At 55.5% G+C, this 23039-nt stretch carries 26 protein-coding genes and 1 pseudogene; 18 read left to right on the top strand and 9 right to left on the bottom strand.

What is annotated here, in order from left to right:
- Positions 1–119 precede the first annotated feature (119 nt).
- The 14 genes and pseudogenes from fliF to rcsA all read left to right on the top strand — a co-directional run bounded on the left by fliF (position 120) and on the right by rcsA (position 11662).
- Positions 120–1799, top strand: a complete 1680-nt coding sequence (gene fliF / locus ACTJJI_RS09600; RefSeq protein ID WP_046888997.1) for a flagellar basal-body MS-ring/collar protein FliF — start codon at positions 120–122, stop codon at positions 1797–1799.
- Complete coding sequence (gene fliG / locus ACTJJI_RS09595) at positions 1792–2790, top strand: flagellar motor switch protein FliG (RefSeq protein WP_014832476.1); 999 nt, start codon at positions 1792–1794, stop codon at positions 2788–2790. The genes fliF and fliG overlap by 8 nt, the downstream gene beginning before the upstream one ends.
- Positions 2783–3493 (top strand): flagellar assembly protein FliH, encoded by a 711-nt coding sequence (gene fliH / locus ACTJJI_RS09590; RefSeq protein WP_440653800.1) that lies wholly within the window; start codon positions 2783–2785, stop codon positions 3491–3493. Before fliG ends, fliH begins: the two co-directional genes overlap by 8 nt.
- Complete coding sequence (gene fliI / locus ACTJJI_RS09585; RefSeq protein ID WP_014832478.1) at positions 3493–4863, top strand: flagellar protein export ATPase FliI; 1371 nt, start codon at positions 3493–3495, stop codon at positions 4861–4863. Before fliH ends, fliI begins: the two co-directional genes overlap by 1 nt.
- Before the next feature lie 21 nt (positions 4864–4884).
- Positions 4885–5328 (top strand): flagellar export protein FliJ, encoded by a 444-nt coding sequence (gene fliJ, locus ACTJJI_RS09580; protein WP_013097733.1) that lies wholly within the window; start codon positions 4885–4887, stop codon positions 5326–5328.
- Positions 5325–6560: a flagellar hook length control protein FliK gene (fliK, locus tag ACTJJI_RS09575; protein ID WP_348566783.1), complete on the top strand. Its 1236-nt coding sequence runs from the start codon at positions 5325–5327 to the stop codon at positions 6558–6560. Before fliJ ends, fliK begins: the two co-directional genes overlap by 4 nt.
- A gap of 106 nt (positions 6561–6666) precedes the next feature.
- Positions 6667–7137: a flagellar basal body-associated protein FliL gene (gene fliL / locus ACTJJI_RS09570; RefSeq protein WP_014832480.1), complete on the top strand. Its 471-nt coding sequence runs from the start codon at positions 6667–6669 to the stop codon at positions 7135–7137.
- A 4-nt stretch (positions 7138–7141) separates the two neighbouring features.
- Positions 7142–8146: a flagellar motor switch protein FliM gene (fliM, locus tag ACTJJI_RS09565; protein ID WP_014832481.1), complete on the top strand. Its 1005-nt coding sequence runs from the start codon at positions 7142–7144 to the stop codon at positions 8144–8146.
- On the top strand, positions 8143–8556 hold the full coding sequence (gene fliN, locus ACTJJI_RS09560) for a flagellar motor switch protein FliN (RefSeq protein ID WP_008500318.1): 414 nt from the start codon (positions 8143–8145) through the stop codon (positions 8554–8556). Before fliM ends, fliN begins: the two co-directional genes overlap by 4 nt.
- A 2-nt stretch (positions 8557–8558) precedes the next feature.
- A complete protein-coding gene (gene fliO, locus ACTJJI_RS09555) occupies positions 8559–8933 on the top strand; it encodes a flagellar biosynthetic protein FliO (protein ID WP_013097737.1) in 375 nt (124 codons plus the stop codon).
- Positions 8933–9670, top strand: coding sequence for a flagellar type III secretion system pore protein FliP (gene fliP / locus ACTJJI_RS09550; protein ID WP_013097738.1), 738 nt, complete (start codon positions 8933–8935; stop codon positions 9668–9670). The genes fliO and fliP overlap by 1 nt, the downstream gene beginning before the upstream one ends.
- Before the next feature lie 10 nt (positions 9671–9680).
- Positions 9681–9950, top strand: a complete 270-nt coding sequence (gene fliQ, locus ACTJJI_RS09545) for a flagellar biosynthesis protein FliQ (RefSeq protein WP_008500315.1) — start codon at positions 9681–9683, stop codon at positions 9948–9950.
- A 7-nt stretch (positions 9951–9957) separates the two neighbouring features.
- Positions 9958–10759: pseudogene (gene fliR / locus ACTJJI_RS09540) on the top strand (flagellar biosynthetic protein FliR).
- Between the two features lie 279 nt (positions 10760–11038).
- Positions 11039–11662: a transcriptional regulator RcsA gene (rcsA, locus tag ACTJJI_RS09535; protein WP_013097740.1), complete on the top strand. Its 624-nt coding sequence runs from the start codon at positions 11039–11041 to the stop codon at positions 11660–11662.
- A gap of 100 nt (positions 11663–11762) precedes the next feature.
- On the opposite strand, the gene dsrB is transcribed toward rcsA, so the two are convergent.
- On the bottom strand, positions 11763–11951 hold the full coding sequence (gene dsrB, locus ACTJJI_RS09530; RefSeq protein ID WP_013097741.1) for a protein DsrB: 189 nt from the start codon (positions 11949–11951) through the stop codon (positions 11763–11765).
- A gap of 251 nt (positions 11952–12202) precedes the next feature.
- Between dsrB and yodD the strand changes: the two genes are divergently transcribed.
- Positions 12203–12430, top strand: a complete 228-nt coding sequence (yodD, locus tag ACTJJI_RS09525) for a YodD family peroxide/acid resistance protein (protein ID WP_013097742.1) — start codon at positions 12203–12205, stop codon at positions 12428–12430.
- Positions 12431–12730: 300 nt separating this feature from the next.
- The gene (locus tag ACTJJI_RS09520; RefSeq protein ID WP_440653793.1) at positions 12731–13531 is read left to right on the top strand and encodes a mannosyl-3-phosphoglycerate phosphatase-related protein; all 801 of its coding nucleotides are present in this window, start codon (positions 12731–12733) and stop codon (positions 13529–13531) included.
- On the opposite strand, the gene dgcQ is transcribed toward ACTJJI_RS09520, so the two are convergent.
- The 3 genes from dgcQ to ACTJJI_RS09505 all read right to left on the bottom strand — a co-directional run bounded on the left by dgcQ (position 13519) and on the right by ACTJJI_RS09505 (position 16468).
- Complete coding sequence (gene dgcQ, locus ACTJJI_RS09515; RefSeq protein WP_440653791.1) at positions 13519–15216, bottom strand: cellulose biosynthesis regulator diguanylate cyclase DgcQ; 1698 nt, start codon at positions 15214–15216, stop codon at positions 13519–13521. The genes ACTJJI_RS09520 and dgcQ overlap by 13 nt on opposite strands.
- Before the next feature lie 73 nt (positions 15217–15289).
- A complete protein-coding gene (locus ACTJJI_RS09510) occupies positions 15290–15472 on the bottom strand; it encodes a YodC family protein (protein ID WP_014832486.1) in 183 nt (60 codons plus the stop codon).
- A gap of 78 nt (positions 15473–15550) precedes the next feature.
- The gene (locus ACTJJI_RS09505) at positions 15551–16468 is read right to left on the bottom strand and encodes a DUF808 domain-containing protein (protein WP_014832487.1); all 918 of its coding nucleotides are present in this window, start codon (positions 16466–16468) and stop codon (positions 15551–15553) included.
- Between the two features lie 172 nt (positions 16469–16640).
- On the opposite strand from ACTJJI_RS09505, the gene yedA reads away from it, so the two are divergent.
- Positions 16641–17555: a drug/metabolite exporter YedA gene (yedA, locus tag ACTJJI_RS09500; protein ID WP_014832488.1), complete on the top strand. Its 915-nt coding sequence runs from the start codon at positions 16641–16643 to the stop codon at positions 17553–17555.
- Here yedA and ACTJJI_RS09495 read toward each other — a convergent pair.
- From ACTJJI_RS09495 to drpB, 4 genes are all read right to left on the bottom strand, one after another.
- Positions 17515–18018, bottom strand: a complete 504-nt coding sequence (locus tag ACTJJI_RS09495; protein WP_440653788.1) for a very short patch repair endonuclease — start codon at positions 18016–18018, stop codon at positions 17515–17517. The genes yedA and ACTJJI_RS09495 overlap by 41 nt on opposite strands.
- Complete coding sequence (locus ACTJJI_RS09490) at positions 17999–19414, bottom strand: DNA cytosine methyltransferase (RefSeq protein WP_063425890.1); 1416 nt, start codon at positions 19412–19414, stop codon at positions 17999–18001. Before ACTJJI_RS09490 ends, ACTJJI_RS09495 begins: the two co-directional genes overlap by 20 nt.
- A gap of 61 nt (positions 19415–19475) precedes the next feature.
- Positions 19476–20177: a phosphohydrolase gene (locus tag ACTJJI_RS09485; protein ID WP_046888990.1), complete on the bottom strand. Its 702-nt coding sequence runs from the start codon at positions 20175–20177 to the stop codon at positions 19476–19478.
- Between the two features lie 51 nt (positions 20178–20228).
- On the bottom strand, positions 20229–20498 hold the full coding sequence (gene drpB, locus ACTJJI_RS09480; RefSeq protein WP_014832492.1) for a cell division protein DrpB: 270 nt from the start codon (positions 20496–20498) through the stop codon (positions 20229–20231).
- A 432-nt stretch (positions 20499–20930) separates the two neighbouring features.
- Between drpB and ACTJJI_RS09475 the strand changes: the two genes are divergently transcribed.
- Complete coding sequence (locus tag ACTJJI_RS09475; protein ID WP_440653786.1) at positions 20931–22007, top strand: porin; 1077 nt, start codon at positions 20931–20933, stop codon at positions 22005–22007.
- Between the two features lie 56 nt (positions 22008–22063).
- On the opposite strand, the gene ACTJJI_RS09470 is transcribed toward ACTJJI_RS09475, so the two are convergent.
- Positions 22064–22927, bottom strand: coding sequence for an N-acetylmuramic acid 6-phosphate etherase (locus ACTJJI_RS09470; RefSeq protein WP_248062334.1), 864 nt, complete (start codon positions 22925–22927; stop codon positions 22064–22066).
- Positions 22928–23039 lie beyond the last annotated feature (112 nt).

The following is a 23039-nucleotide window of genomic DNA, read 5'->3' as shown; positions in this document are numbered from 1 at the left end:
GAATCATCAAATAATGGCTGGGCCATCAATATGGAACTTTTGTCGTGTTTGCCGACCCGGGAGTCAGTTTTGTTTCTCTACACGAATAACGTAAACCACCAGGATTTAAGAGGTGCGCAATGACTGCAACAGCATCGACAGCGCCACAAAATAAATCACTCGAGTGGATGAACCGCCTTCGCGCGAATCCTAAAATCCCGTTGATCGTGGCAGGCGCTGCCGCAATTGCGATCCTTGTAGCGATGGTCTTGTGGGCGAAAAGCCCTGATTACCGCACGCTTTACAGTAACCTTTCCGATCAGGATGGCGGTGCCATCGTCACCCAGCTTACCCAGATGAACATCCCTTATCGCTTTGCCGATAACGGGGGGGCGCTTGAGGTTCCGGCGGATAAGGTCCATGAACTCCGTCTGCGCCTGGCGCAGCAGGGTCTGCCGAAAGGCGGCGCGGTGGGTTTTGAACTGCTGGATCAGGAAAAATTCGGTATCAGCCAGTTCAGCGAGCAGGTGAACTACCAGCGTGCGCTGGAAGGTGAACTGGCCCGTACCATTGAAACATTAGGTCCGGTGAAGAGCGCCCGCGTGCATCTGGCCATGCCTAAGCCGTCGCTGTTTGTGCGCGAACAGAAATCCCCGTCTGCCTCCGTCACCGTCAACCTTGAGCCAGGCCGTGCGCTGGACGAAGGGCAGATCAGCGCGGTCACACATTTAGTCTCCAGCGCCGTCGCCGGTTTACCGCCGGGTAATGTGACGCTGGTGGATCAGAGTGGTCATCTGCTGACCCAAAGCAATACCGCCGGTCGCGATCTGAATGACGCGCAGCTGAAATACGCCGCCGATGTGGAAGCGCGCCTCCAGCGCCGTATCGAAGCGATCCTCGGCCCGGTCGTGGGTAACAGCAACGTGCATGCGCAGGTCACCGCGCAGATCGACTTCTCTAATAAAGAACAGACCGAAGAGCAGTACAGCCCGAACGGCGATCCGGCTCAGGCGGTGATGCGTTCACGTCAGGTTAACGAAAACGAACAGGTTGGCGGTGCATACCCAGGCGGCGTGCCGGGCGCACTCTCTAACCAGCCTGCCCCGGCTAACGCGGCGCCTATTTCTACGCCGCCAGCCAACCAGCAGAACGGTCAGCAAAATCAGCAGACCACCACCTCGACGGCCAGCAATGCCGGTCCACGTACCAGCAGCCGTAACGAAACCACCAACTACGAAGTTGATCGGACTATCCGCCACACGAAACTGAACGTGGGTGATATTCAGCGTCTGTCGGTGGCCGTGGTGGTGAACTACAAAACGCTGCCCAATGGCAAACCGCTGCCGCTGACAGCTGAGCAGATGAAGCAGATCGAAGACCTGACCCGTGAAGCCATGGGTTACTCCGAGAAGCGTGGCGATAGCCTCAATGTGGTGAATTCACCGTTCAACGCGGTGGATGAGACCGGCGGTGAGCTGCCGTTCTGGCAACAGCAGGCGTTTATCGATCAGCTGATGTCCGCAGGTCGCTGGCTGCTGGTGCTGATTGTCGCCTGGCTGCTGTGGCGTAAGGGCGTCCGTCCTCAGCTGCAGCGTCGTGCAGAAGCCGAGAAAGCGGCTCGCGAACAGATTAACGCGCGTCAGGAAGTGGAAGAAGCGGTTGAAGTTCGCCTCAGTAAAGACGAACAGATGCAGCAGCGTCGTGCTAACCAGCGCATGGGCGCTGAGGTCATGAGCCAGCGCATTCGCGAAATGTCAGATAACGATCCGCGCGTCGTGGCGCTGGTCATCCGCCAGTGGATGGGTAACGAACATGAGTAATACGCTTACGGGCACCGATAAAAGCGTCATCCTGCTGATGACCATTGGCGAAGATCGTGCGGCAGAGGTGTTTAAACACCTCTCCCAGCGAGAAGTACAAATTCTGAGTGCGGCCATGGCCAACGTGCGTCAGATCTCCAACAAACAGCTGACCGAAGTGTTGTCGGAGTTTGAGCAGGAAGCCGAACAGTTTGCAGCGCTCAACGTCAACGCCAACGACTACCTGCGCTCCGTGCTGGTCAAGGCACTGGGCGAAGAGCGTGCCGCCAGCCTGCTGGAAGATATTCTCGAAACGCGCGATACCGCCAGCGGGATCGAAACGCTCAACTTTATGGAGCCGCAGAGTGCCGCCGACCTTATTCGCGACGAGCACCCGCAGATTATCGCCACCATTCTTGTCCACCTCAAACGGGGTCAGGCGGCCGATATTCTGGCCCTGTTCGAAGAGCGCCTGCGTCACGATGTGATGCTGCGTATCGCCACCTTCGGCGGTGTTCAGCCAGCGGCGCTGGCGGAGCTGACCGAGGTGCTGAACAACCTGCTCGACGGTCAGAACCTCAAGCGCAGCAAAATGGGCGGCGTGAGAACGGCGGCGGAAATCATCAACCTGATGAAAACCCAGCAGGAAGAGGCGGTTATTTCGGCGGTTCGCGAATTCGACGGCGAACTGGCGCAGAAAATTATCGACGAGATGTTCCTGTTCGAAAACCTGGTCGAAGTGGACGATCGCAGTATCCAGCGCCTGCTCCAGGAAGTGGACTCCGAGTCGCTGCTTATCGCCCTCAAGGGTGCCGAACAGCCGCTGCGCGAGAAGTTCCTGCGCAACATGTCGCAGCGTGCGGCAGATATCCTGCGCGACGACCTTGCCAACCGTGGCCCGGTGCGTCTGTCTCAGGTGGAAAACGAACAGAAAGCGATCCTGCTCATCGTTCGTCGTCTGGCAGAAACCGGCGAGATGGTAATTGGCAGCGGAGACGACACCTATGTCTAATGAGCTGCCGTGGAAGCGCTGGACGCCTGACGATCTGGCCCCTGCCCTCTCTGAATTCACCCCGGCTGTCGTCGTGTCGCCCGAGGAGGGCGACACCGACATCGAGGTGCCTGAACTGAGCGAAGAAGAACAGCGCACGCAGATGCTGGCGCAGTTACAAATGCAGGCGCATGAGCAGGGTTTTAATGCAGGTCTGAACGAAGGCCGACAGAAAGGCCATGACCAGGGTTATCAGGAAGGTCTGGCGAAAGGGTTAGAACAGGGTATTGAGCAGGCGCGCCAGCAACAGGCGCCTCTCCATGCCCGTATGCAGCAGCTGGTCAGCGAGTTCCAGCACACCCTGGATGCGCTGGACAGCGTGATTGCTTCCCGGTTGATGCAGATGGCGCTGGAAGCAGCCCGTCAGGTGATCGGTCAGACGCCGGTGGTCGATAATTCGGCGCTGATCAAACAAATTCAGGGCCTGTTGCAGCAAGAGCCGTTGTTCAGCGGGAAACCGCAGCTGCGGGTTCACCCGGACGATCTTCAGCGCGTGGAAGAGAGCCTGGGTGCCACCCTGAGCCTGCACGGCTGGCGTCTGCGCGGTGACCCGTCGCTACATCACGGTGGATGCAAAGTCTCCGCCGATGAAGGCGATCTGGATGCCAGCGTCGCCACCCGCTGGCAGGAACTGTGCCGCCTGGCGGCACCGGGAGTCGTCTGATGACCGCACGCCTCACTCGCTGGCTCAACACGCTCGATAACTTTGAAACGAAGATGGCGCAACTGCCATCTGTTCGTCGTTATGGGCGCCTGACCCGTGCCACCGGTCTGGTGCTGGAAGCCACCGGCCTGCAGCTGCCTCTGGGGGCCACCTGCGTAATCGAGCGCCAGGATGGGCAGGAAACGCGGGAAGTGGAAAGCGAAGTGGTGGGCTTTAACGGCCAGCGTCTTTTCCTGATGCCGCTTGAAGAGGTGGAAGGCATTCTGCCCGGCGCGCGCGTCTATGCGAAAAACATCATCGGCGATGGTCTGCAAAGCGGTAAGCAGCTCCCGCTCGGCCCCGCCCTGCTGGGCCGCGTGCTGGACGGCAGCGGTAAACCGCTCGACGGCCTGCCCGCTCCGGACACCACCGAAACCGGCGCACTGATCACTCAGCCGTTTAACCCCCTGCAGCGTACCCCGATCGAGCATGTTCTTGATACCGGCGTGCGCCCGATCAACGCCCTGCTGACCGTCGGTCGCGGCCAGCGTATGGGGCTGTTCGCCGGCTCAGGGGTCGGTAAATCGGTCCTGCTCGGCATGATGGCCCGTTACACCCAGGCCGATGTGATCGTCGTGGGGCTGATCGGTGAACGTGGTCGTGAAGTTAAAGACTTCATTGAAAACATTCTGGGTGCGGAAGGCCGCGCCCGCTCGGTGGTCATCGCCGCCCCGGCGGATGTCTCGCCGTTGCTGCGTATGCAGGGGGCAGCCTATGCCACCCGTATCGCCGAAGATTTCCGTGACCGTGGTCAGCACGTGCTGCTGATCATGGACTCCCTGACCCGTTACGCGATGGCGCAGCGTGAAATTGCCCTCGCCATCGGTGAGCCACCGGCCACCAAAGGCTATCCGCCGTCGGTCTTTGCCAAACTCCCGGCGCTGGTTGAACGCGCAGGAAACGGCATCAGCGGCGGTGGCTCCATCACCGCGTTTTATACGGTGCTGACCGAAGGCGACGACCAGCAGGACCCGATTGCCGACTCCGCGCGTGCGATCCTCGACGGTCATATCGTGTTATCCCGCCGGCTGGCGGAAGCCGGACACTATCCGGCGATTGATATTGAAGCATCCATCAGCCGCGCAATGACGGCGCTGATAACCGAGAAGCACTACGCCCGCGTGCGTAACTTCAAACAACTGCTCTCCAGCTTCCAGCGCAACCGCGATCTGGTGAGCGTGGGGGCGTATGCCAAAGGCAGCGATCCCATGCTCGACAAAGCGATTACCCTGTGGCCGCAGCTGGAGGCATTTTTGCAACAAGGCATTTTTGAACGCGCCGACTGGGAAGATTCAATTCAGGCTCTGGAGCTGATTTTCCCGCAGGTGTAACACAGGTGGAGGGCGAAGGTCATGGCGCAAAACAGCGCGTTATCAACGCTGAAAGATCTGGCTGAAAAAGAAGTTGATGATGCCGCATTGCAGCTTGGCGCAATGCGACGCGGGTGCCAGCAGGCTGAAGAACAGTTGAAGATGTTAATCGACTATCAGCATGAGTATCGCACCAACCTCAATACTGACATGACACAGGGCATTGGAAGCCAGCGCTGGATTAACTATCAGCAGTTTATTCAGACGCTGGAGAAGGCGATTGAACAGCATCGCCAGCAGCTTCAGCAATGGACCCAAAAAGTCGACACCGCGCTGAATTTCTGGCGCGAGAAGAAGCAGCGACTGCAGGCCTGGCAGACCTTACAGGACCGGCAGATTGCCGCAGCGACGCTGGCGGAAAACCGCCAGGATCAGAAAAAAATGGATGAGTTTGCCCAGCGCGCATCAATGAGGAAACCGGAATGATCACACTGCAACAACTGCTGATGACCGACAGCGACCTGTCAGGCGGCATGCAAACGGGGAAAGGCACCGACGGTGCGCAAGACTTTCTTTCTCTGCTGGCGGGCGCCTTAACGGACGCCAGCGGTCAGGGCAAAGATGCGCCGCTGACATTGGCCGACCTGAAGGCGGCGGGCAGCAAGCTGTCAAAGGTCGCGAAGGACGCCGGGGAAGAGTCTACCCTGCAGGCGAAAATTGCCGATCTGCTTGCGCGTCAATCCACGCTGACGGGCGATGAAACAGCGCAGACGACGCCGCTACAGACGCTGGTCTCCGGGCTGATGCCTGCGTCAAAGGGCGATGCCCTGAAGACGTTGACCACGGCAAATAGCGGGGATGACAGCAAAACCGAGCTGAGCGAAGAAGAGCTGGCGGGCTTAAGTGCGCTGATGGCCATGCTGCCACACCAGCAAACGCCAACGGCAGTGACCGCACCGGCGACCGGCAGTGTGGGGATCACGGCGAAATCTGCCCTGACCTCCGCAACGCTTTCGCAAAATGGTGCACACGCGTTGAGCAGCGCGCTGACGGGCCAGGAAAAAGCACAGCCCGCTTCCGCGTATCAGGCTCAGGCGGCAAACGTCGATCCTTCCCTGCCAGCCAGCGCACCGGCCACGCCAGCCCTCGCCGTCGCGGCCGAGAAACAGGATCTCGCCAGCGTGTCGTCATCCTCAACGCCGACCGCCACCCTGGCCCCGATCGTTACCAGCCATGCGTCCGCGCAGCCTGCCGCAACCGTTGCCACCGCTCCGGTGCTGAGTCAGCCGCTCGGCACCCACGAATGGCAACAGAACCTGAGCCAGCACATCACGCTGTTTGCGAAGCAAGGACAGCAAACCGCAGAGTTGCGCCTGAACCCGGAAGATCTGGGCCAGGTGCACATTTCGCTGAAGCTGGATAATGACCAGGCGCAGCTGCAGATGGTGTCTGCGCACAGCCACGTGCGTGCCGCACTGGAAGCCGCCCTGCCGGTACTGCGTACCTCACTGGCGGAAAACGGCATTCAGCTTACGCAGAGTAGCGTCAGCAGCGAGAGCTTTGCCGGGCAGCAGCAGTCTTCGTCCCAGCAGCAACAGCAGGCGTCGCGTTCCGGCCAACATGGCGGATTTACTGAAGAGAGCGAGGAGTTACTGCCGACCCCGGCAGCCCTGCAATCCGCTGCGAGCGGCAACCGCGCCGTAGACATCTTCGCCTAAACGCCAGAGGTAGCGTGATTATCCCCGTCTTTTCCACGCTTTGACGTCAGCCGGACACGGGATAATCACCATATTAAGCTGTACCGAAACAGGAAGCTCGTATCAGATGACTGACTCCGCGATCACCAAAAAAAGTAAGCGTTCCATCTGGATCCCGCTGCTGGTGTTAATCACGCTCGCCGCCTGCGCTACCGCGGGCTATAGTTACTGGCGCATGCAGCAGAAACCTTCTACTGCTGCGGCCAAAGCCGAACTGCCACCTCCGCCGGCACCGGTGTTCTTCCCGCTGGATACCTTCACCGTCAACCTCGGTGATGCGGATCGTGTGCTGTATGTCGGCATCACGCTGCGCCTGAAAGATGAAGCCACCCGTTCCCGACTGAACGATTACCTTCCGGAAGTGCGCAGCCGTCTGCTGCTGCTGTTCTCTCGTCAGGACGCTTCGACGCTTGCCACCGATGAAGGTAAGCAAAAGCTGGTCGACGCTATTAAGCAAACGCTGGCAACCCCGCTGGTGAACGGCCAACCTAAGCAGGAAGTCACTGACGTTCTGTATACAGCCTTTATTCTGCGGTAACGACATGGGCGACAGTATTCTTTCTCAGGCAGAAATCGATGCGCTGCTCAACGGCGACAGCGATAAGAGTGATGATCCACAACCGGGTATTGGCGGCGATAACGATATTCGTCCCTATGACCCGAATACCCAGCGTCGCGTGGTACGTGAACGTCTGCAGGCGCTGGAGATCATTAACGAACGTTTTGCACGTCAGTTCCGTATGGGGCTGTTTAACCTGCTGCGTCGTAGCCCGGATATCACCGTGGGTGCGATCCGCATTCAGCCGTATCATGAGTTTGCCCGCAACCTGCCGGTGCCAACCAACCTTAACCTGATCCATCTGAAACCGCTGCGCGGCACAGGGCTGGTGGTATTTTCCCCAAGCCTGGTGTTCATTGCGGTGGATAACCTGTTCGGCGGCGACGGGCGTTTCCCGACCAAAGTAGAAGGTCGTGAATTCACCCACACCGAACAGCGCGTCATTAACCGCATGCTGAAGCTGGCGCTGGAGTCTTACAGCGACGCGTGGAAGGCGATTAACCCGCTGGAAGTGGAGTACGTACGTTCTGAGATGCAGGTGAAATTTACCAACATCACCACCTCTCCGAACGACATCGTCGTCAACACCCCGTTCCACGTGGAGATCGGTAACCTGACCGGCGAGTTTAATATTTGCCTGCCGTTCAGCATGATCGAACCGCTGCGCGAGCTGCTGGTCAACCCGCCGCTGGAGAACTCACGTCATGAAGATCAGAACTGGCGTGAAAACCTGGTGCGCCAGGTTCAGCACTCTCAGCTTGAGCTGGTGGCGAGCTTCGCCGATATCCCGCTGCGGTTATCCCAGATCCTGAAATTACAACCCGGCGACGTTTTGCCGATAGAAAAACCCGACCGCATTATTGCCCATGTGGATGGTGTCCCCGTGCTGACAAGTCAGTACGGCACAATTAACGGCCAGTATGCGTTACGCGTTGAGCACTTGATCAACCCGATTTTGAATTCGCTGAATGAGGAACAGCCCAAATGAGTGACATGAACAATCCGTCCGATGAAAACAGCGGAGCACTGGACGATCTGTGGGCTGACGCGTTAAACGAGCAAAAAGCGACCCCGGCCAAAAGTGCAGCGGATGCCGTCTTCCAGCAGTTAGGCGGCGGCGATGTCAGCGGTACGCTGCAGGATATCGACCTGATTATGGATATCCCGGTTAAATTGACCGTTGAACTGGGCCGCACCCGCATGACCATTAAAGAGCTGCTGCGTCTGACGCAGGGTTCCGTCGTGGCCCTCGACGGTCTGGCCGGTGAGCCGCTGGATATCCTGATCAACGGGTATCTGATTGCTCAGGGTGAAGTGGTGGTCGTGGCCGATAAATACGGTGTGCGTATCACCGACATCATTACCCCGTCTGAGCGCATGCGTCGTCTGAGCCGTTAAGAATGAAAACCCAGGCAACAGTATCACAACCTTCTGCCGTTCCCGGCTCACCGCTGCTCCAGGTGAGCGGCGCGTTGCTCGGTATTATTGCCTTTATTCTTATCGCCGCCTGGCTGGCGAAGCGTTTTGGCCTGGCGGGTAAAACCGCCGGGACGCGCGGTCTGAAGGTGAGCGCCAGTACAACACTGGGGCCACGCGAGCGCGTGGTCATCGTAGATGTTGAGGACGCGCGGCTGGTGCTGGGCGTCACCGCGTCTAACGTCAACGTTTTACATAAACTGCCGCCCGCCCCTGCTATCAGTGACGAGCGCGCAGAAGCCCCTGCGGATTTCCAGTCCGTCATGAAGAGTTTGCTTAAGCGTTCCGGGAGATCCTGATGCGCCGTTTGTTATCCCTGACGCTCGCGGGCGTTGGCCTGTTTGCTCCTGCGGTTTATGCGCAACTGCCCGGTCTGGTTTCAACCCCTCTGGCGGGCGGCGGACAAAGCTGGTCGCTCCCGGTTCAGACGCTGGTCTTCATCACCTCGCTGACCTTTATTCCGGCGATCCTGCTGATGATGACCAGCTTTACCCGCATCATCATTGTCTTTGGCCTGCTGCGAAATGCGCTGGGTACCCCTTCCGCCCCGCCGAACCAGGTGCTGCTGGGCCTGGCCCTGTTTTTGACCTTTTTTATCATGTCGCCGGTCATCGATAAGATTTATACCGACGCCTACCAGCCGTTCAGTGAAGATAAAATCTCCATGCAGGAGGCGCTGGAGAAAGGCGCGCAGCCGCTGCGTGAATTCATGCTGCGCCAGACGCGCGAAGCGGATCTGGCTCTCTTTGCCCGCCTTTCCAATACCGGGGAATTGCAGGGTCCGGAGGCCGTTCCTATGCGCATACTGCTGCCTGCCTACGTCACCAGCGAGCTGAAAACCGCGTTTCAGATTGGCTTTACCATCTTTATCCCGTTCCTGATTATCGACCTGGTGATCGCCAGCGTGCTGATGGCGCTCGGTATGATGATGGTACCGCCGGCCACCATTGCCCTGCCCTTTAAGATCATGCTCTTTGTGCTGGTCGACGGCTGGCAGCTGCTGGTCAGTTCGCTGGCGCAGAGTTTCTACAGTTGAGGAGCGCGCAATGACGCCAGAATCGGTCATGATGATGGGCACGGAAGCGATGAAAATCGCGATTGCCGTTGCCGCGCCGCTGCTGCTTGTTGCCCTGGTGACCGGTCTGATTATCAGTATCCTGCAGGCCGCCACGCAGATTAACGAAATGACGCTCTCGTTCATCCCGAAAATCATCGCCGTTTTCGTGGCAATCATTGTTGCCGGGCCGTGGATGCTGAATCTGCTGCTGGACTACATGCGCAACCTGTTTACCAATCTGCCGTACATCATCGGCTGACGCGACGATGCTCCATTTTACCAGCGACCAGTGGGTTCAGTGGCTTGGGGTCTATTTCTGGCCCATGCTGCGCATTCTGGCACTGATCACCACCGCCCCGATTCTGAGCGAAAAAGCGATTCCCAAGCGGGTCAAGGTGGGGCTGGGCATCATTATCACCATCATCGTTGCGCCTTCCCTGCCGCCGGTGAATATTCCAATCTTCTCAGCCAATGCGGTATGGGTGGCGTTGCAACAGGTGATGATTGGCGTCGCGGTTGGCTTTACCATGCAGCTGGCCTTCGCCGCCGTGCGCACCGCCGGGGAACTGATCGGCCTGCAGATGGGGTTATCGTTCGCCACGTTTGTCGACCCCGGTAGCCACCTCAACATGCCGGTGCTGGCGCGCATTATCGATATGCTGGCGATGCTGCTTTTCCTGTCGTTCAACGGCCATCTGTGGCTTATCTCCCTGCTGGTGGATACCTTCCACACGCTGCCGATTGGCGAAAATCCGGTGAACAGCAACGCGTTTCTGGCGCTGACCCGTGCCGCCGGGCTGGTGTTCCTTAACGGGCTGATGCTGGCGCTGCCGATCATCACCCTGCTCCTGACCGTTAACCTGGCGTTGGGGTTACTCAACCGTATGGCACCGCAGCTGTCGGTGTTCGTCATTGGTTTTCCGCTGACGCTAACGGTCGGAATTTTATTAATGTCATTGCTGATGCCCCTTATCGCTCCCTTCTGTGAACATTTATTCGGCGAGATATTCAACCTGTTAGCGGATATTGTCAGCGAGCTACCGCGTAAATAATAGCCCCCACAGTTGATATTGTCTTTCTGAGGATATTCCTAAAATAAAACATGAAAAACATCTTCCAGGATATATCTGACGCGGTTTAATTGTTTCTAACCACCTCACAATACTTAATATTTACTTTACTTTAAGATGATTCCTGGCAAATTATACGTAACTTTACGGGATAGTGAGTCCGCCTGAAAGTCTTTGTCATGCTCACAGGTTTATTAATTTTTTCCATCCCGTATGGCTGTTTATGAGCTCTCAGGCAGATGGTGAATTATCGTTACGCATTGAGTGAGGGTATGCCATGTCAACGATCATTATGGATTTATGCAGCTACACCCGGCTAGGGTTAACCGGGTACCTGGCAAGCAGAGGGGTAAGAAAAAGAGACATCAACGACGCACACACCGTTGAGGAGCTCGCAGCCGCTTGTGATGAACTCAAACCAGGCGTGGTGTTTATTAATGAGGACTGTTTCATACACGATCCAGCCAACAGTCAGCACATTAAGCAAATCATTAATCAGCATCCTAAGACCCTGTTTATTGTCTTTATGGCGATCGCAAATATCCATTTCGATGAGTATTTGTTGGTTCGTAAAAATTTATTGATCAGTTCTAAATCGATAAAACCAGAGTCGCTGGATGACATCCTGGGGGATTATTTGAATAAGGAAGTTAAGAATGTAGGCGCGGTTAACTTACCCACCCTATCATTAAGCAGAACTGAATCAAGTATGCTGCGAATGTGGATGGCAGGGCAAGGAACTATTCAAATCTCAGACCAGATGAATATTAAAGCTAAAACCGTTTCGTCACATAAAGGAAATATTAAAAGGAAAATTAAAACCCATAATAAGCAAGTGATCTACCACGTTGTTCGCCTGACCGATAATGTGACGAACGGGATTTTCGTCAATATGCGTTAGTTGCATGAGACCTTGAGTACCCTACACGATCTCTGGCCTGGCCAGAGATTTTTGCTTTTACGGGCGCTGTCGGGCACGCAAGCGGCCACCCGACGCCTTGTTACTCTGCTTTTTCCACAAAGATGCCATCCGGATGTCCCAGTTCATTAAAGAACCAGATGCCGAGCGGGTAGTCTTCCAGTGATACCAGGTACATTGTGCCTTCACTAAACTCTTCAATTGCCAGCACCACCCCCGGGCGGCGTGGCCCACCATCCGTTTTGACAGTGACCCGATCGTTGACCTTCATACGTTCCTCCTGTGGTTTTGAGCCAGTGTAGAACAAAACGTAAAAACACACATCGCCACCGGATGCGAATGGCGTTTTTATACACTAAATCATTCAAGTTGCATCAAGGCGGCAAGTCTGAGAATCCCCAGGAGCTTACTCAAGTAAGTGACTGGGGTGAGCAGACGCAGCCAACGCAGAAGCAGCTTGAAGGATGACGTGTATGTACAGTCTATACTTACCGTTGGACACGGTTGAATGAGGACCCCGTAATGAAGACCGACAAAGAGTACAGCGACACCATCAAACGCGAGGTCGAGGTGGATGTTGATGCCCTGCTGGCCGCCATCAATGAGATCAGTGAGTCAGAAGTTCGTCGTACGGATGATAATTCTGACCGGGTCATTGTTAACGGCAGGGATTATCACACCTACCGTGAACTGGCCGAGGCCTTCGAGCTTGATATCCATGACTTTAGCGTGTCTGAAGCGAATCGTTAGGGCGAAAAAAATCCCGGTCATGGGGATGGCCGGGATGAAACTTGCTTATGCAAGAAGCACTTGAAAATTCGTTACACCAGGAAATCTGATGTATTCAACACACTATCCCCAACGATTTTCGCTGACAAGCATATATTCTCATGGCGAATATACTGTTTTTTAAACCTGAATTTTTGTTATGAGCAGCGAGGTGCGCTGAATGCGGGTTTGGCGGGATCGGTTCCGACTTCGTCCCTTCCGGAAATCCTAATTTTTTAGGAATATTCTTAGAAAATGAGTTATCTGCGATAAGGAGCCGTTATGCCTTCACTGCAGGAGACGCTGCTGGTTTTTTCCGACCTTGATGGCTCGTTGCTGGATATTCATACCTACGCGTGGCAACCGGCGATGCCCTGGCTGGATAAACTGGTGGATTTTCAGGTACCGCTCATCCTGTGCAGCAGCAAAACCGCGGCGGAGATGCTGGATCTCCAGCAGGAGCTGGGGCTGGAAGGTTTACCTTTCATTGCCGAGAACGGCGCGGTTATCCAACCCGATGTGCGATGGGAAAAGACTCAGCGCCAGATCAGGGGAATGACCCACCGTGACATTCGCCCGTTCATCGAACAGATCCGCCTGCAGGCAGGGTATAAATTCACTACTTTTGACGATGTGGATGACCGGGTTATCAGCGAGTGGACGGGGCTGAGCCGCTATCGTTCGACGCTTGCGCGTAAACATGAAGCCTCGGTCACGCTCATCTGGCGCGACACCGATGAGAAAATGGCGCAGTTTGAAGAGGAGCTGGCGCAGCGCGGTCTGAAATGCCTGCAGGGTGCCCGCTTCTGGCACATTCTGGACGCCCGCTGCGGTAAGGACGTGGCGGTGAACTGGCTGATTGCACAGTATCGCGAACAGGAAGGCATGATGCCCACAACGCTTGGGCTGGGCGATGGCCCGAATGATGCGCCCCTGCTCGACAGCGTCGACTTCGCGGTGGTGATCAAAGGCATTAACCGCCAGGGCATCACGCTGCGCGACGATAACCCTGCCCGGGTGTATCACACGCAGCAAGCAGGACCGGCGGGCTGGCATGAAGGGCTGGATCACTACCTGTCCTGATCGTCCCACACCACCTGGTTGCGGCCGCGCTGTTTGGCCAGATACAGCCGGGCATCCGCAATCGACTGCAGTTGTTCGAAGTCGTAATTTCCCTTCTCCTGCGCGCAGCTGACCCCCATCGACGCGCTGATACGCAACGTCGTGCTCTTTTTCACCAGGATCTCTTTGCTGTCGATGCGTGAGCGAATGCGTTCCGCCACCGCTCTCGCCTCCGCCAGCCCGATACCCGGCAGGACCACGCAAAACTCTTCCCCGCCCACGCGCCCGGCAACGTCGTTCTTACGCAGGGCGCTGGCAATCAGCCCCGCCGCATGGGACAGCACCTTATCTCCGGCCTGATGGCCGAAACGGTCGTTGATGCTTTTAAAATAATCGAGATCGATCTGGATAACCGATAACGGCAGCGACTGTGCCTGACATTGCTTCGCCAGCACTTTTGCCCGCTCAAACAGCGCCCCACGGTTATTCAGACGGGTGAGCGGATCGTGCCAGGCCTGCCACTGCAACGAATGCTGGAGCGTGTACATGTTGCTGACCATCCGGCGAATCACCAGCCAGGAGATCAGCAGCATGGCGGTGAAGAGCGCCCACAGGAGCGCCAGCACGATACTGATGCTGCCGAAGTCGCCTTTTACGCCTTCATGCAGGGTATGGACCCGCAGGACAACCCCGTCAAAATGATCGAGCCGCTCCCAGCTGACAAAACGGCTGCCAAGCCGGATCCCGCCGCCGGTATCGCTCTCAATGGCATGGGCAATCTGCGCCGTTTCACGCTCATCAAAATGGTTGGCCTCGCTCGTGGATGCTTCAGAAGAGGCGATCATATTGAGCCGGGTATCGTACAGCTGATACTCCCCTTCCGCGTGGTCATCCGTCGCATCGGCCAGCAGACGTTTCATGGTATTGAGAGAAAAATCCATCGCCACCACGCCGTACCAGTAATGGTCAAAATAGATGGGTACGCTGGCGGTGATCATGCGTTCGTTGCCGGTCCAGGTTGACGGCGTGGAGATAAACCACAGCACCGCGCGCGCACGGTTGTTACGTTCCGTTTGCTGCGTAAACCAGGGCTGGGTCACCAGATGGTAATAGCGCGGGATGATATCGGCGCTCTGTGCAGGCGTATCCGTGGAGAGGTAAAACCCGGCCCGGGAGACATAGACTACCCGCTCTTCGCTGCGCATGACCGGCGAGGCCAGCCTGAGCAAATACCCCACTTCAAGCGCAGCAGACACTTCATTATCGAGAAGTTCATTGTCGCGATTGAGGAGCGTGGTTTTTTCAACAAAAGCATCCGAAACGCCGTTGATGGGCAGCGTGCGTTTTGTATCCACGGCAAGCTGCCAGAAAGGACGCGTCCGATCTGCATTGAAGCGTGTCACCGCAGCACGCAGAACATCAAACGCCAGCGGTGTCTGGAGCGCATCGCGCATGCTCTGGCGGAAAAACAGCAGCTTATCCACGCTGAACTGGAGCTGTCTGTCCAGCGACGTGGCCACCGTCTCCAGATGGTTGCGCTGGCTTGAGATATAGGCATCTTCCAGCACCACCACTTCTCGCCAGGTGAGGAGAGTCGAAAAAACCAGTACCACCAGAAAACAGAGATTAACAATCGCACCCGGATTGCTACGCTTATGCAGCCATTGCAGAAAAGACCGTCTTACAACAAAGGTATCACGCTGCACACATACTCCCTGATCGCTTCCTTACACCTGATACTTGATATAAAAACGCCCGGCAAGGCCGGGCGTTAAGTGATTAAGCCTTATCACGCTGTTGCCGCCCGTCACCTGGTTGAAGCTCATCTTCACGAAACGCTTCCCGCTTGATGCTGTAACCGTCATGCCACCGGCATTCCACCATTCCGCTGGAATACCCGGTGACAATCATACGTGGGCCGCCCTTCTTAGGCTTAACTTCATCACTGACCAAAAAGACCATACCTGCCTCCTGTATCAGGGTGAAACTGTTTCAATTTAGACGAGGAATGACCTTTTTGCATCCTGGCGCAGGTAACAATTAGTGCGCCGTTCCGCGCATTTTTTCAACCAGCTTCACGGCAGCTACCACAATAGCCCCCACAATAAAGCCCAGCACCAGATTAAGCAGCGTGGGCAGAATGGCCGCCACCACGGCACCCTGCTCTGCCGCAAAATGTTCTATCGCATGGTGCAGCGGCGCAATACCGTGTACCACAATCCCACCGCCGACAAGGAACATCGCCAGCGTCCCCACGACAGACAGACTCTTCATCAACCATGGCGCAAGCACCAGCAGGCTTTTACCGATACCTTTAGCTATCGCGCTCGATTTCGCCTCCAGCCAGAAGCCGATATCATCCAGTTTGACGATAAGCCCTACCAGACCGTAAACCCCTACCGTCACCAGAATGGCGATCCCGGAGAGGATCAGCACCTGATTCAGCAGCGGCGAGTCAGACACGATCCCCAGGGTAATGGCCACGATCTCCGCCGACAGAATAAAGTCGGTACGAATGGCGCCCTTGATTTTATCGCGTTCGAAGGTTTTTGGATCCTGTGCAGCCAGCGCTTCCAGACGCTGCTGACGCACTTCTGGCGTGTCATTCTTCTTACTCGCCGCGAAGGAGTGCAGCACTTTCTCTACCCCTTCGAAGCATAAAAATGCGCCACCAATCATCAGCAACGGCGTAATCGCCCAGGGAATAAAGGCGCTGATCAACAGCGCCAGCGGTACCAGAATCACCTTGTTGAGGAATGAGCCTTTCGCCACGCCCCATACCACCGGTAACTCGCGGTTAGCCCGTACGCCACTCACCTGCTGGGCATTCAGCGATAAATCATCCCCCAGAACCCCTGCTGTTTTCTTCGCCGCCAGTTTTCCCATTACGGAAATGTCGTCCAGCAACGTGGCAATATCATCCAGCAATGTTAATAAGCTACTTCCCGCCAAAATCACTATCCTTCTTTTTTTGCTAATTAAGTGAATAGTATGGAACAAAACCGAACACCCGGAAACAGGTACATCACGTCAACAAAAATTTCACAGCAACTACACAATTAAAGGGCTCGCCAGCCTGGTAGTTTTGGCGTTTACTATGAGCGAACTTTTTATTTCGTCGTGAGGGACTATGCGTTTTCGGCAACTACTACCGCTCATCGGAGCGCTCTTTTCGCTGTATATCATCTGGGGATCAACTTACTTTGTCATTCGCATCGGGGTGGAAAGCTGGCCCCCGCTGATGATGGCGGGGGTTCGTTTTCTCTCGGCAGGCATCCTGCTGATGGCCTTCCTGCTGTTACGCGGGCATAAGCTCCCTCCGCTGCGCCCGCTGCTTAATGCCGCCCTGATTGGCCTGCTGCTGCTGGCCGTCGGCAACGGCTTTGTCACCGTCGCAGAGCACCAGAACGTGCCCTCCGGGATCGCCGCAGTGGTGGTTGCCACCGTCCCACTGTTTACGCTCTGCTTTAGTCGTCTTTTCGGCATCCGCACCCGCAAGCTGGAATGGCTGGGGATTGGGATTGGACTTGCCGGCATCATTCTGCTCAACAGCGGCGGCAACCTGAGCGGTAACCCGTGGGGCGCCGTGATTATTCTCATCGGCTCCATCAGTTGGGCGTTTGGCTCGGTGTACGGGTCACGTATTGAGCTGCCGTCCGGCATGATGGCGGGTGCCATTGAGATGCTTGCCGCAGGCATTGTGCTGCTGATTGCCTCCACGCTGACGGGGGAAACACTGACGGCCATGCCGGATCTGTCCGGCTTCCTGGCCGTGGGTTACCTGGCGCTGTTTGGCTCCATCATCGCGATTAATGCGTACATGTTCCTGATCCGCAACGTCTCTCCGGCGGTCGCCACCAGCTATGCCTACGTTAACCCGGTTGTGGCGGTACTGCTTGGCACGGGTCTGGGCGGTGAAGTGCTTTCGCCGGTTGAATGGCTGGCGTTGGGCGTGATTGTGTTTGCCGTGGTGCTGGTAACGCTGGGGAAATACCTGCTGCCCGCTAAGCCTGAGGGGGTGCCGTGTCAGGTGGAGAAACCGTAAACGGATGAATGCCCTGAGTGTCGATCTGCGCGGTCTGACCGCCGCCGCAGATCCACTCTTCCAGCCGGTCGCTCAGATCCCGATCGTTCAGTTTCAGTCTGCCGCGTAGCGCACATTCCCACACCACCAGCACCCGCCATCCCTGTTCGACCAGCGTGGTGATATCGCGCTGGTCACGCAGGACGTTCTTGCCAATCTTCTCCAGCCAGAAATCGGTGCGCGTGGCCGGGACTTTGAACAGGTAACAATTGTGCCGGTGCCAGAAGCAGCCGTGGGTAAAGATAATGCACCCATAGGCGTCGATAACGAAATCAGGACGCCCGGCAAGTGAGGCATCCTGCACCCGAAAGTCAAAACCCGCTTCGGTCAGTAACGCGGCCAGGCGTTTCTCAATCACCGTATCACGCGTGCCGATGGCACGCATGTTTTTACTGCGCGTCGCCCTATTGTGCACATCCGTCATTGACGGCCTCACTCTGGCGCAGGGCAACCGCCTGTTGAATGCGTGAAGCCAACAGTTTTGCCACTGCCGCAAAGGCGGGAACCACCACGGAGTTGCCAAACTGTCGGTACGCCTGGGTATCAGAGACCGGAATGCGGAAGCTGTAACCCTGCGGCGTCTCAAACCCCATTAACCGCGCGCATTCGCGTGGGGTTAAGCGACGTGGACGATGGCGCTGGTTTTCAGGGTTGTCGAAATCTTTCTCACCTAACGCCTTATCCCAGCCCCGGTCGATCAGGATCTCTGCACCGTCTTTGTAATAGCGCGCGGACAGGGTGCGGGTCACACAGTGCGGATCGTTCGGGTTGACCATGCCAAAACCAAAACCGTTGCCTTTTGCCTGATGTTTTTTGGCATAGCGATAGAGGTACTTCCAGAGCACTGGCGTCAGGATAAATTTCGCGTCCACCGCGGGCTCAAGAAGATCGGCCACGGACGGACGGCGCGCCGGATACAACGACGGAATATCGCGCAGGGTAAAATCGCCTTTCAGATTGAGATCGCGGCGGAACCCGACCAGCACAATACGTTCCCGGTGCTGGGGCAGGAAGTGTTTACCATCAATGATTTTCGGATCATCGGCGCCCGTGTCCTCTGAATCCGCCACGTCGTAGCCCAGCTCATCCAGTGTCTGCATGATAATGCGGAAGGTTTTGCCGCCGTCATGGCTCTTTAAATTTTTGACGTTTTCCAGCACAAAAATGGCCGGACGGCGGGCATCGATAATGCGGACCACATCAAAAAACAGCGTTCCCTGGGTATCGCAGGCAAAACCGTGCGCGCGTCCGAGGGCATTTTTCTTCGATACGCCAGCGAGGGAAAATGGCTGACACGGAAAGCCCGCCAGCAGCACGTCATGTGCCGGAATGTTCTGGCGAATATGTTCTGCGGCCTCTTCATCGCTCACGCCGCTTTTGTGGCTCAGCGTAACATCGCGGATATCGGCGTTGAACCGATGCGCATCGGGGTCACAATACCAGTTGGCTTTATAGGTGCGGACCGCATGTTTGTTCCACTCGCTGGTAAACACGCACTGACCGCCGATGGCTTCAAACCCGTGTCGAATCCCTCCGATACCGGCAAACAGATCGATAAAGCGGAAGGCATAATGGGGATGCGCGGCGGAAGGACGCGGAAGCAACGTTTGCAGATAACGAAACTCGCCGTCGCTCAGGCGATGCCCTGCCCGCTCGCTGGTGATAAGTCTCTTAATGATTGCCGGACTCCAGTGGCCCTCACCGTGCGCCACCAGCTGGTTTGCCAGGGTTTTAGCATCGTAGATATCCAGCAACTGGCGCAGCAGCGCCTGCACCGAAGCCGTTGATTTCACAGCCTGCTCTGGCGCGGGCTCACTCACAGATCGATTTTCCTGCATTCTTTTAACCGGACAATAAAGACTGGAAACAGATTACCACAGTTCATTCGTGCAAACTGCGACGGAAGCGGCTCAGTACCTGGCTATCCAGCCCCAGGCAGTCACCCTGTAGTTCGGCACTCAGTTTTGCCATAAACTGGATGAGAAAATCGGCGTTGTGGCGTGCCAGCTCGCGCCCCATCTCTGTTTGCATTGTATCAGGCAAGCGCAGCAGCTTGGTCTGAAAATGGTCGAGGGCAAACGCCCGGTCATCAAGGGTTCGCGTGTCGGCAAAGGGATCAACTGCGTCAAAAAGCGGCACGCCCAGCGCCCCCGAAACGGCAAACACCCGCGCCAGGCCAATCGCCCCTAACGCTTCAAGCCGGTCAGCGTCCTGCACAATTTTGGCTTCCAGACTCTGCGGCGCAATACTGGCGCTGAAGCTGTGCGCCTCAATGGCATGCGCCACGGCGGCATAATGCGCTGCGGGGAAGTCCGGGAAATCGCGGTGCAAAATGTCACGCGTTTTACGCGCCGCCAGCTGCGATGACTGGCTGCGCTCAGGATGGTTTTTCGGCAGGCTGACAATATCGTGGAAATAGCATGCGGCCAGGATCACCAGTGGCTCCACCGCCTGGTTGGCCATGATTTTTTGTGCCGTCATCCAGACACGACGAAAGTGCGAAATATCATGCGCGGTGTCGTCGGTTGTGTGGTTTTCCCCGAGCCAGCGCTCAAATCGATGCTGCCACTGCGTAAGTTCCATCATCACGTCCTGTCGTCAAAATGGCTACGATAGCAACTTTCCCCGCCGCTATCACGGGTTGTCCTGACGGGGACGGGTGTACCACGCAATCGCGCCCAGGATCAGGCCGACCGTGCCCAGCACCAGAAACCCCAGCAATGCCCCAAGCCATTTGCCGCTGGTTGACCCCAAATCCCCTTCCACTGCCGTATTCGGCAGCGACGGTATCTTACTGATAACCCAAACGTACCGCGCCATCGCCCAGACAAAGTAACCGCAAAAAGCGTAGAACACCCACAGGGCCAGTTTGCCTCCCAGGCTGCGTTCGATTTTTCGTTCCATCTTTGACTCCACGGTCACCGCAGTACCGTTTGCACATGCTTACACTGATTTTGTGATAATTGTCACATTTTGGCATTAAACCCTGTGCTGTGTGAAGGTTTCTGACACGCAGTTTGCGTTAAGTTGATCTTGTGCAAGTTTGCAGAAGAAGATAACTGGCGAGTGTTTAGTACGCAGAAATATAATTAAGGTTAATAATAGAACTTATAAAATAATCACGAAAAATACTTAACAATAATTAACCAATATATATTTCAAATTATAATTCACAAGAAAAATAAAGCGACATTTAGAAATATTTGGTAATATTTTTACCTATTTAATTACATTTATTATTGAACTTAAATCCCCTCTCTTGGAATAGTATCGACGCTGTAGTTACGGAGCGTGATTACATATATTCATATAAATTATCTCTAAAGGGAATATATAATGAAAAGAAAAGTATTGGCTATTCTTGTACCCGCGTTATTAATGGCTGGCGTAGCAAATGCCGCTGAGATTTACAATAAAGGCGGTAATAAAGTCGATTTCTACGGAAAGATGGTTGGCGAACGCATCTGGTCCAACACTGATGAAAGCAACAGTGAAAATGAAGATACGTCATATGCCCGTTTTGGCGTAAAAGGCGAAACGCAAATTAATAGCCAACTGACCGGTTATGGCCAGTTTGAATACAATATTGATGCAAGCCAGCCTGAAGGTAAACAGGATGAGAGCACGCGTCTGGCTTTCTCTGGTCTGAAATATGCGGATTACGGTTCATTCGATTATGGCCGAAACTATGGCGTAGCTTATGACGGCGCGGCGTACACCGATATGCTGGTTGAATGGGGTGGTGATTCCTGGGCTGCCACGGATAACTTTATGACTCAGCGTACCAATGGCGTTGCGACCTACCGTAACACCGATTTCTTCGGTATGCTTGAAGGTCTTAACTTTGCTGTTCAGTATCAGGGTAAAAATGACGACCGTGATCTTTTCAAAGCAAACGGCGATGGTTACAGCATGTCTGTAAATTATAACCTTGATGGCTTTGGTTTCGTGGGTGTCTACGGTAAATCCGATCGTACCGATGAACAAACAGCTGATCATTATGGCGACAATGCTGAAGTATGGGCACTGTCTGCAAAATATGATGCAAATAGCGTTTACGCCGCTGTAATGTATGGCGAAACACGTAATATGACTAAAGCAGGTTCCAACCACGGCTTTGCTAATAAAACCCAGAACGTTGAAGCTGTAGTTCAATATCAATTTGATTTTGGCCTGCGTCCATCCCTTGGCTATGTTTATTCTCAAGCCAAAGACTTCGGTGCACGAGATGGTTACGAAGGTGTCAACGCTGATCGTGTAAATTACATCGAACTTGGTACCTGGTACTACTTCAATAAAAACATGAACGTTTATACTGCCTATAAATTTAACCTGCTGGACGAAGAAGACGGTGCCATCACTGGCAACGCAACTGACGATCAGTTCGCGATGGGTATTGTTTACCAGTTCTAATCCCCCAAAACACCAAAGGCCGCTATCGCGGCCTTTTTTTATTCCTGCGCGCTGTATTACGGCGCTTCCTGCAACGCCACCCGAATAAACCCGTTATTCTGCGCAAGCAATTCATGCGCTTTCCAGGCATCCAGCCCGGTCAGCACCATCAGCACCGCCGTTTTGCAGTTATGGTTACAGCTCGCCAGCGCGGCTTTCGCCACCGCGCGGGTGCATCCCCCCGCTTCCATCACAATCGCGATTTGCCGTTCGGTCCACTGGGTGCTGCTCGCCTCCAGATCCACGCGCAGGTTGCTGTAAACCCGCCCGGTGCGGACGGCCAGCCCGGTGGTCACCATAGAGAGGATCATCTTTTGCGCGATGGCCGCTTTGGTATTCAGATAGCCGGCCACCACATCCGGTCCCAGCTCTGGCGCAATCACCATACTCGCCAGCTGCGCCGCTTCGCTTTGCGCATTATCGGTAATCACCGCCACCGGTGAACCGAGCGACCACGCATGCCGCATGGCCCCCCACACCCACGGCGTTTTTCCGCTGACGGTGACCGCCAGCATCATATCGTGCTCGCCAAAGTTAATCGCCTGCAGGTCGGCAACGCCGCGCTCGTAGCTTGTCGCCTCGTCGCCCGCCGTGATGGCAATCACCGGGGTTTTACCCGGGGCATACTCATCCGCCGCCTGTTTTGCCACACAGCCGGACGGCCCCGCGCCAACCATGACCAGACGCCCCCCGTGGCTCAGGGTCGCGGCGGCGTTATCCACCACACGGGCAATAATGGGTAAAAAAGGGGTGATTGCAGCGGAGATAAGTGCATCATCCTGGTGAATGACTTTCAGCATGTCCAGCGTGGACAATCTATCGATATTCATCGTGCTGGCGTGCCGTCTTTCCTTGACCGAACCGGTAAGCATAATGCTCATAAACAGCCTCCTTATTATGAGTACCCACACACTATAAAGTGTTTTATATGGATGACATGCGAGGAGGGTCACGAAAAGCGGACCAAATGCATGCTTTTACATAGCTTTAAGA

It is taken from the genome of Enterobacter sp. 22466 (genome assembly GCF_052044775.1).
GTDB classification, from domain to species: Bacteria; Pseudomonadota; Gammaproteobacteria; order Enterobacterales; family Enterobacteriaceae; genus Enterobacter; species Enterobacter dissolvens.
The sequence above is the reverse complement of the archived record's forward strand: the minus strand, read 5'-3'. Positions and strand labels throughout refer to the sequence as shown.

Coding starts and splice junctions, on each gene's coding strand:
- fliF (WP_046888997.1), top strand. CDS start 120: ATGACTGCAACAGCATCGACAGCGCCACAAAATAAATCACTCGAGTGG.
- fliG (WP_014832476.1), top strand. CDS start 1,792: ATGAGTAATACGCTTACGGGCACCGATAAAAGCGTCATCCTGCTGATG.
- fliH (WP_440653800.1), top strand. CDS start 2,783: ATGTCTAATGAGCTGCCGTGGAAGCGCTGGACGCCTGACGATCTGGCC.
- fliI (WP_014832478.1), top strand. CDS start 3,493: ATGACCGCACGCCTCACTCGCTGGCTCAACACGCTCGATAACTTTGAA.
- fliJ (WP_013097733.1), top strand. CDS start 4,885: ATGGCGCAAAACAGCGCGTTATCAACGCTGAAAGATCTGGCTGAAAAA.
- fliK (WP_348566783.1), top strand. CDS start 5,325: ATGATCACACTGCAACAACTGCTGATGACCGACAGCGACCTGTCAGGC.
- fliL (WP_014832480.1), top strand. CDS start 6,667: ATGACTGACTCCGCGATCACCAAAAAAAGTAAGCGTTCCATCTGGATC.
- fliM (WP_014832481.1), top strand. CDS start 7,142: ATGGGCGACAGTATTCTTTCTCAGGCAGAAATCGATGCGCTGCTCAAC.
- fliN (WP_008500318.1), top strand. CDS start 8,143: ATGAGTGACATGAACAATCCGTCCGATGAAAACAGCGGAGCACTGGAC.
- fliO (WP_013097737.1), top strand. CDS start 8,559: ATGAAAACCCAGGCAACAGTATCACAACCTTCTGCCGTTCCCGGCTCA.
- fliP (WP_013097738.1), top strand. CDS start 8,933: ATGCGCCGTTTGTTATCCCTGACGCTCGCGGGCGTTGGCCTGTTTGCT.
- fliQ (WP_008500315.1), top strand. CDS start 9,681: ATGACGCCAGAATCGGTCATGATGATGGGCACGGAAGCGATGAAAATC.
- rcsA (WP_013097740.1), top strand. CDS start 11,039: ATGTCAACGATCATTATGGATTTATGCAGCTACACCCGGCTAGGGTTA.
- dsrB (WP_013097741.1), bottom strand. CDS start 11,951: ATGAAGGTCAACGATCGGGTCACTGTCAAAACGGATGGTGGGCCACGC.
- yodD (WP_013097742.1), top strand. CDS start 12,203: ATGAAGACCGACAAAGAGTACAGCGACACCATCAAACGCGAGGTCGAG.
- ACTJJI_RS09520 (WP_440653793.1), top strand. CDS start 12,731: ATGCCTTCACTGCAGGAGACGCTGCTGGTTTTTTCCGACCTTGATGGC.
- ACTJJI_RS09510 (WP_014832486.1), bottom strand. CDS start 15,472: ATGGTCTTTTTGGTCAGTGATGAAGTTAAGCCTAAGAAGGGCGGCCCA.
- yedA (WP_014832488.1), top strand. CDS start 16,641: ATGCGTTTTCGGCAACTACTACCGCTCATCGGAGCGCTCTTTTCGCTG.
- ACTJJI_RS09495 (WP_440653788.1), bottom strand. CDS start 18,018: ATGACGGATGTGCACAATAGGGCGACGCGCAGTAAAAACATGCGTGCC.
- ACTJJI_RS09485 (WP_046888990.1), bottom strand. CDS start 20,177: ATGGAACTTACGCAGTGGCAGCATCGATTTGAGCGCTGGCTCGGGGAA.
- drpB (WP_014832492.1), bottom strand. CDS start 20,498: ATGGAACGAAAAATCGAACGCAGCCTGGGAGGCAAACTGGCCCTGTGG.
- ACTJJI_RS09475 (WP_440653786.1), top strand. CDS start 20,931: ATGAAAAGAAAAGTATTGGCTATTCTTGTACCCGCGTTATTAATGGCT.
- ACTJJI_RS09470 (WP_248062334.1), bottom strand. CDS start 22,927: ATGAGCATTATGCTTACCGGTTCGGTCAAGGAAAGACGGCACGCCAGC.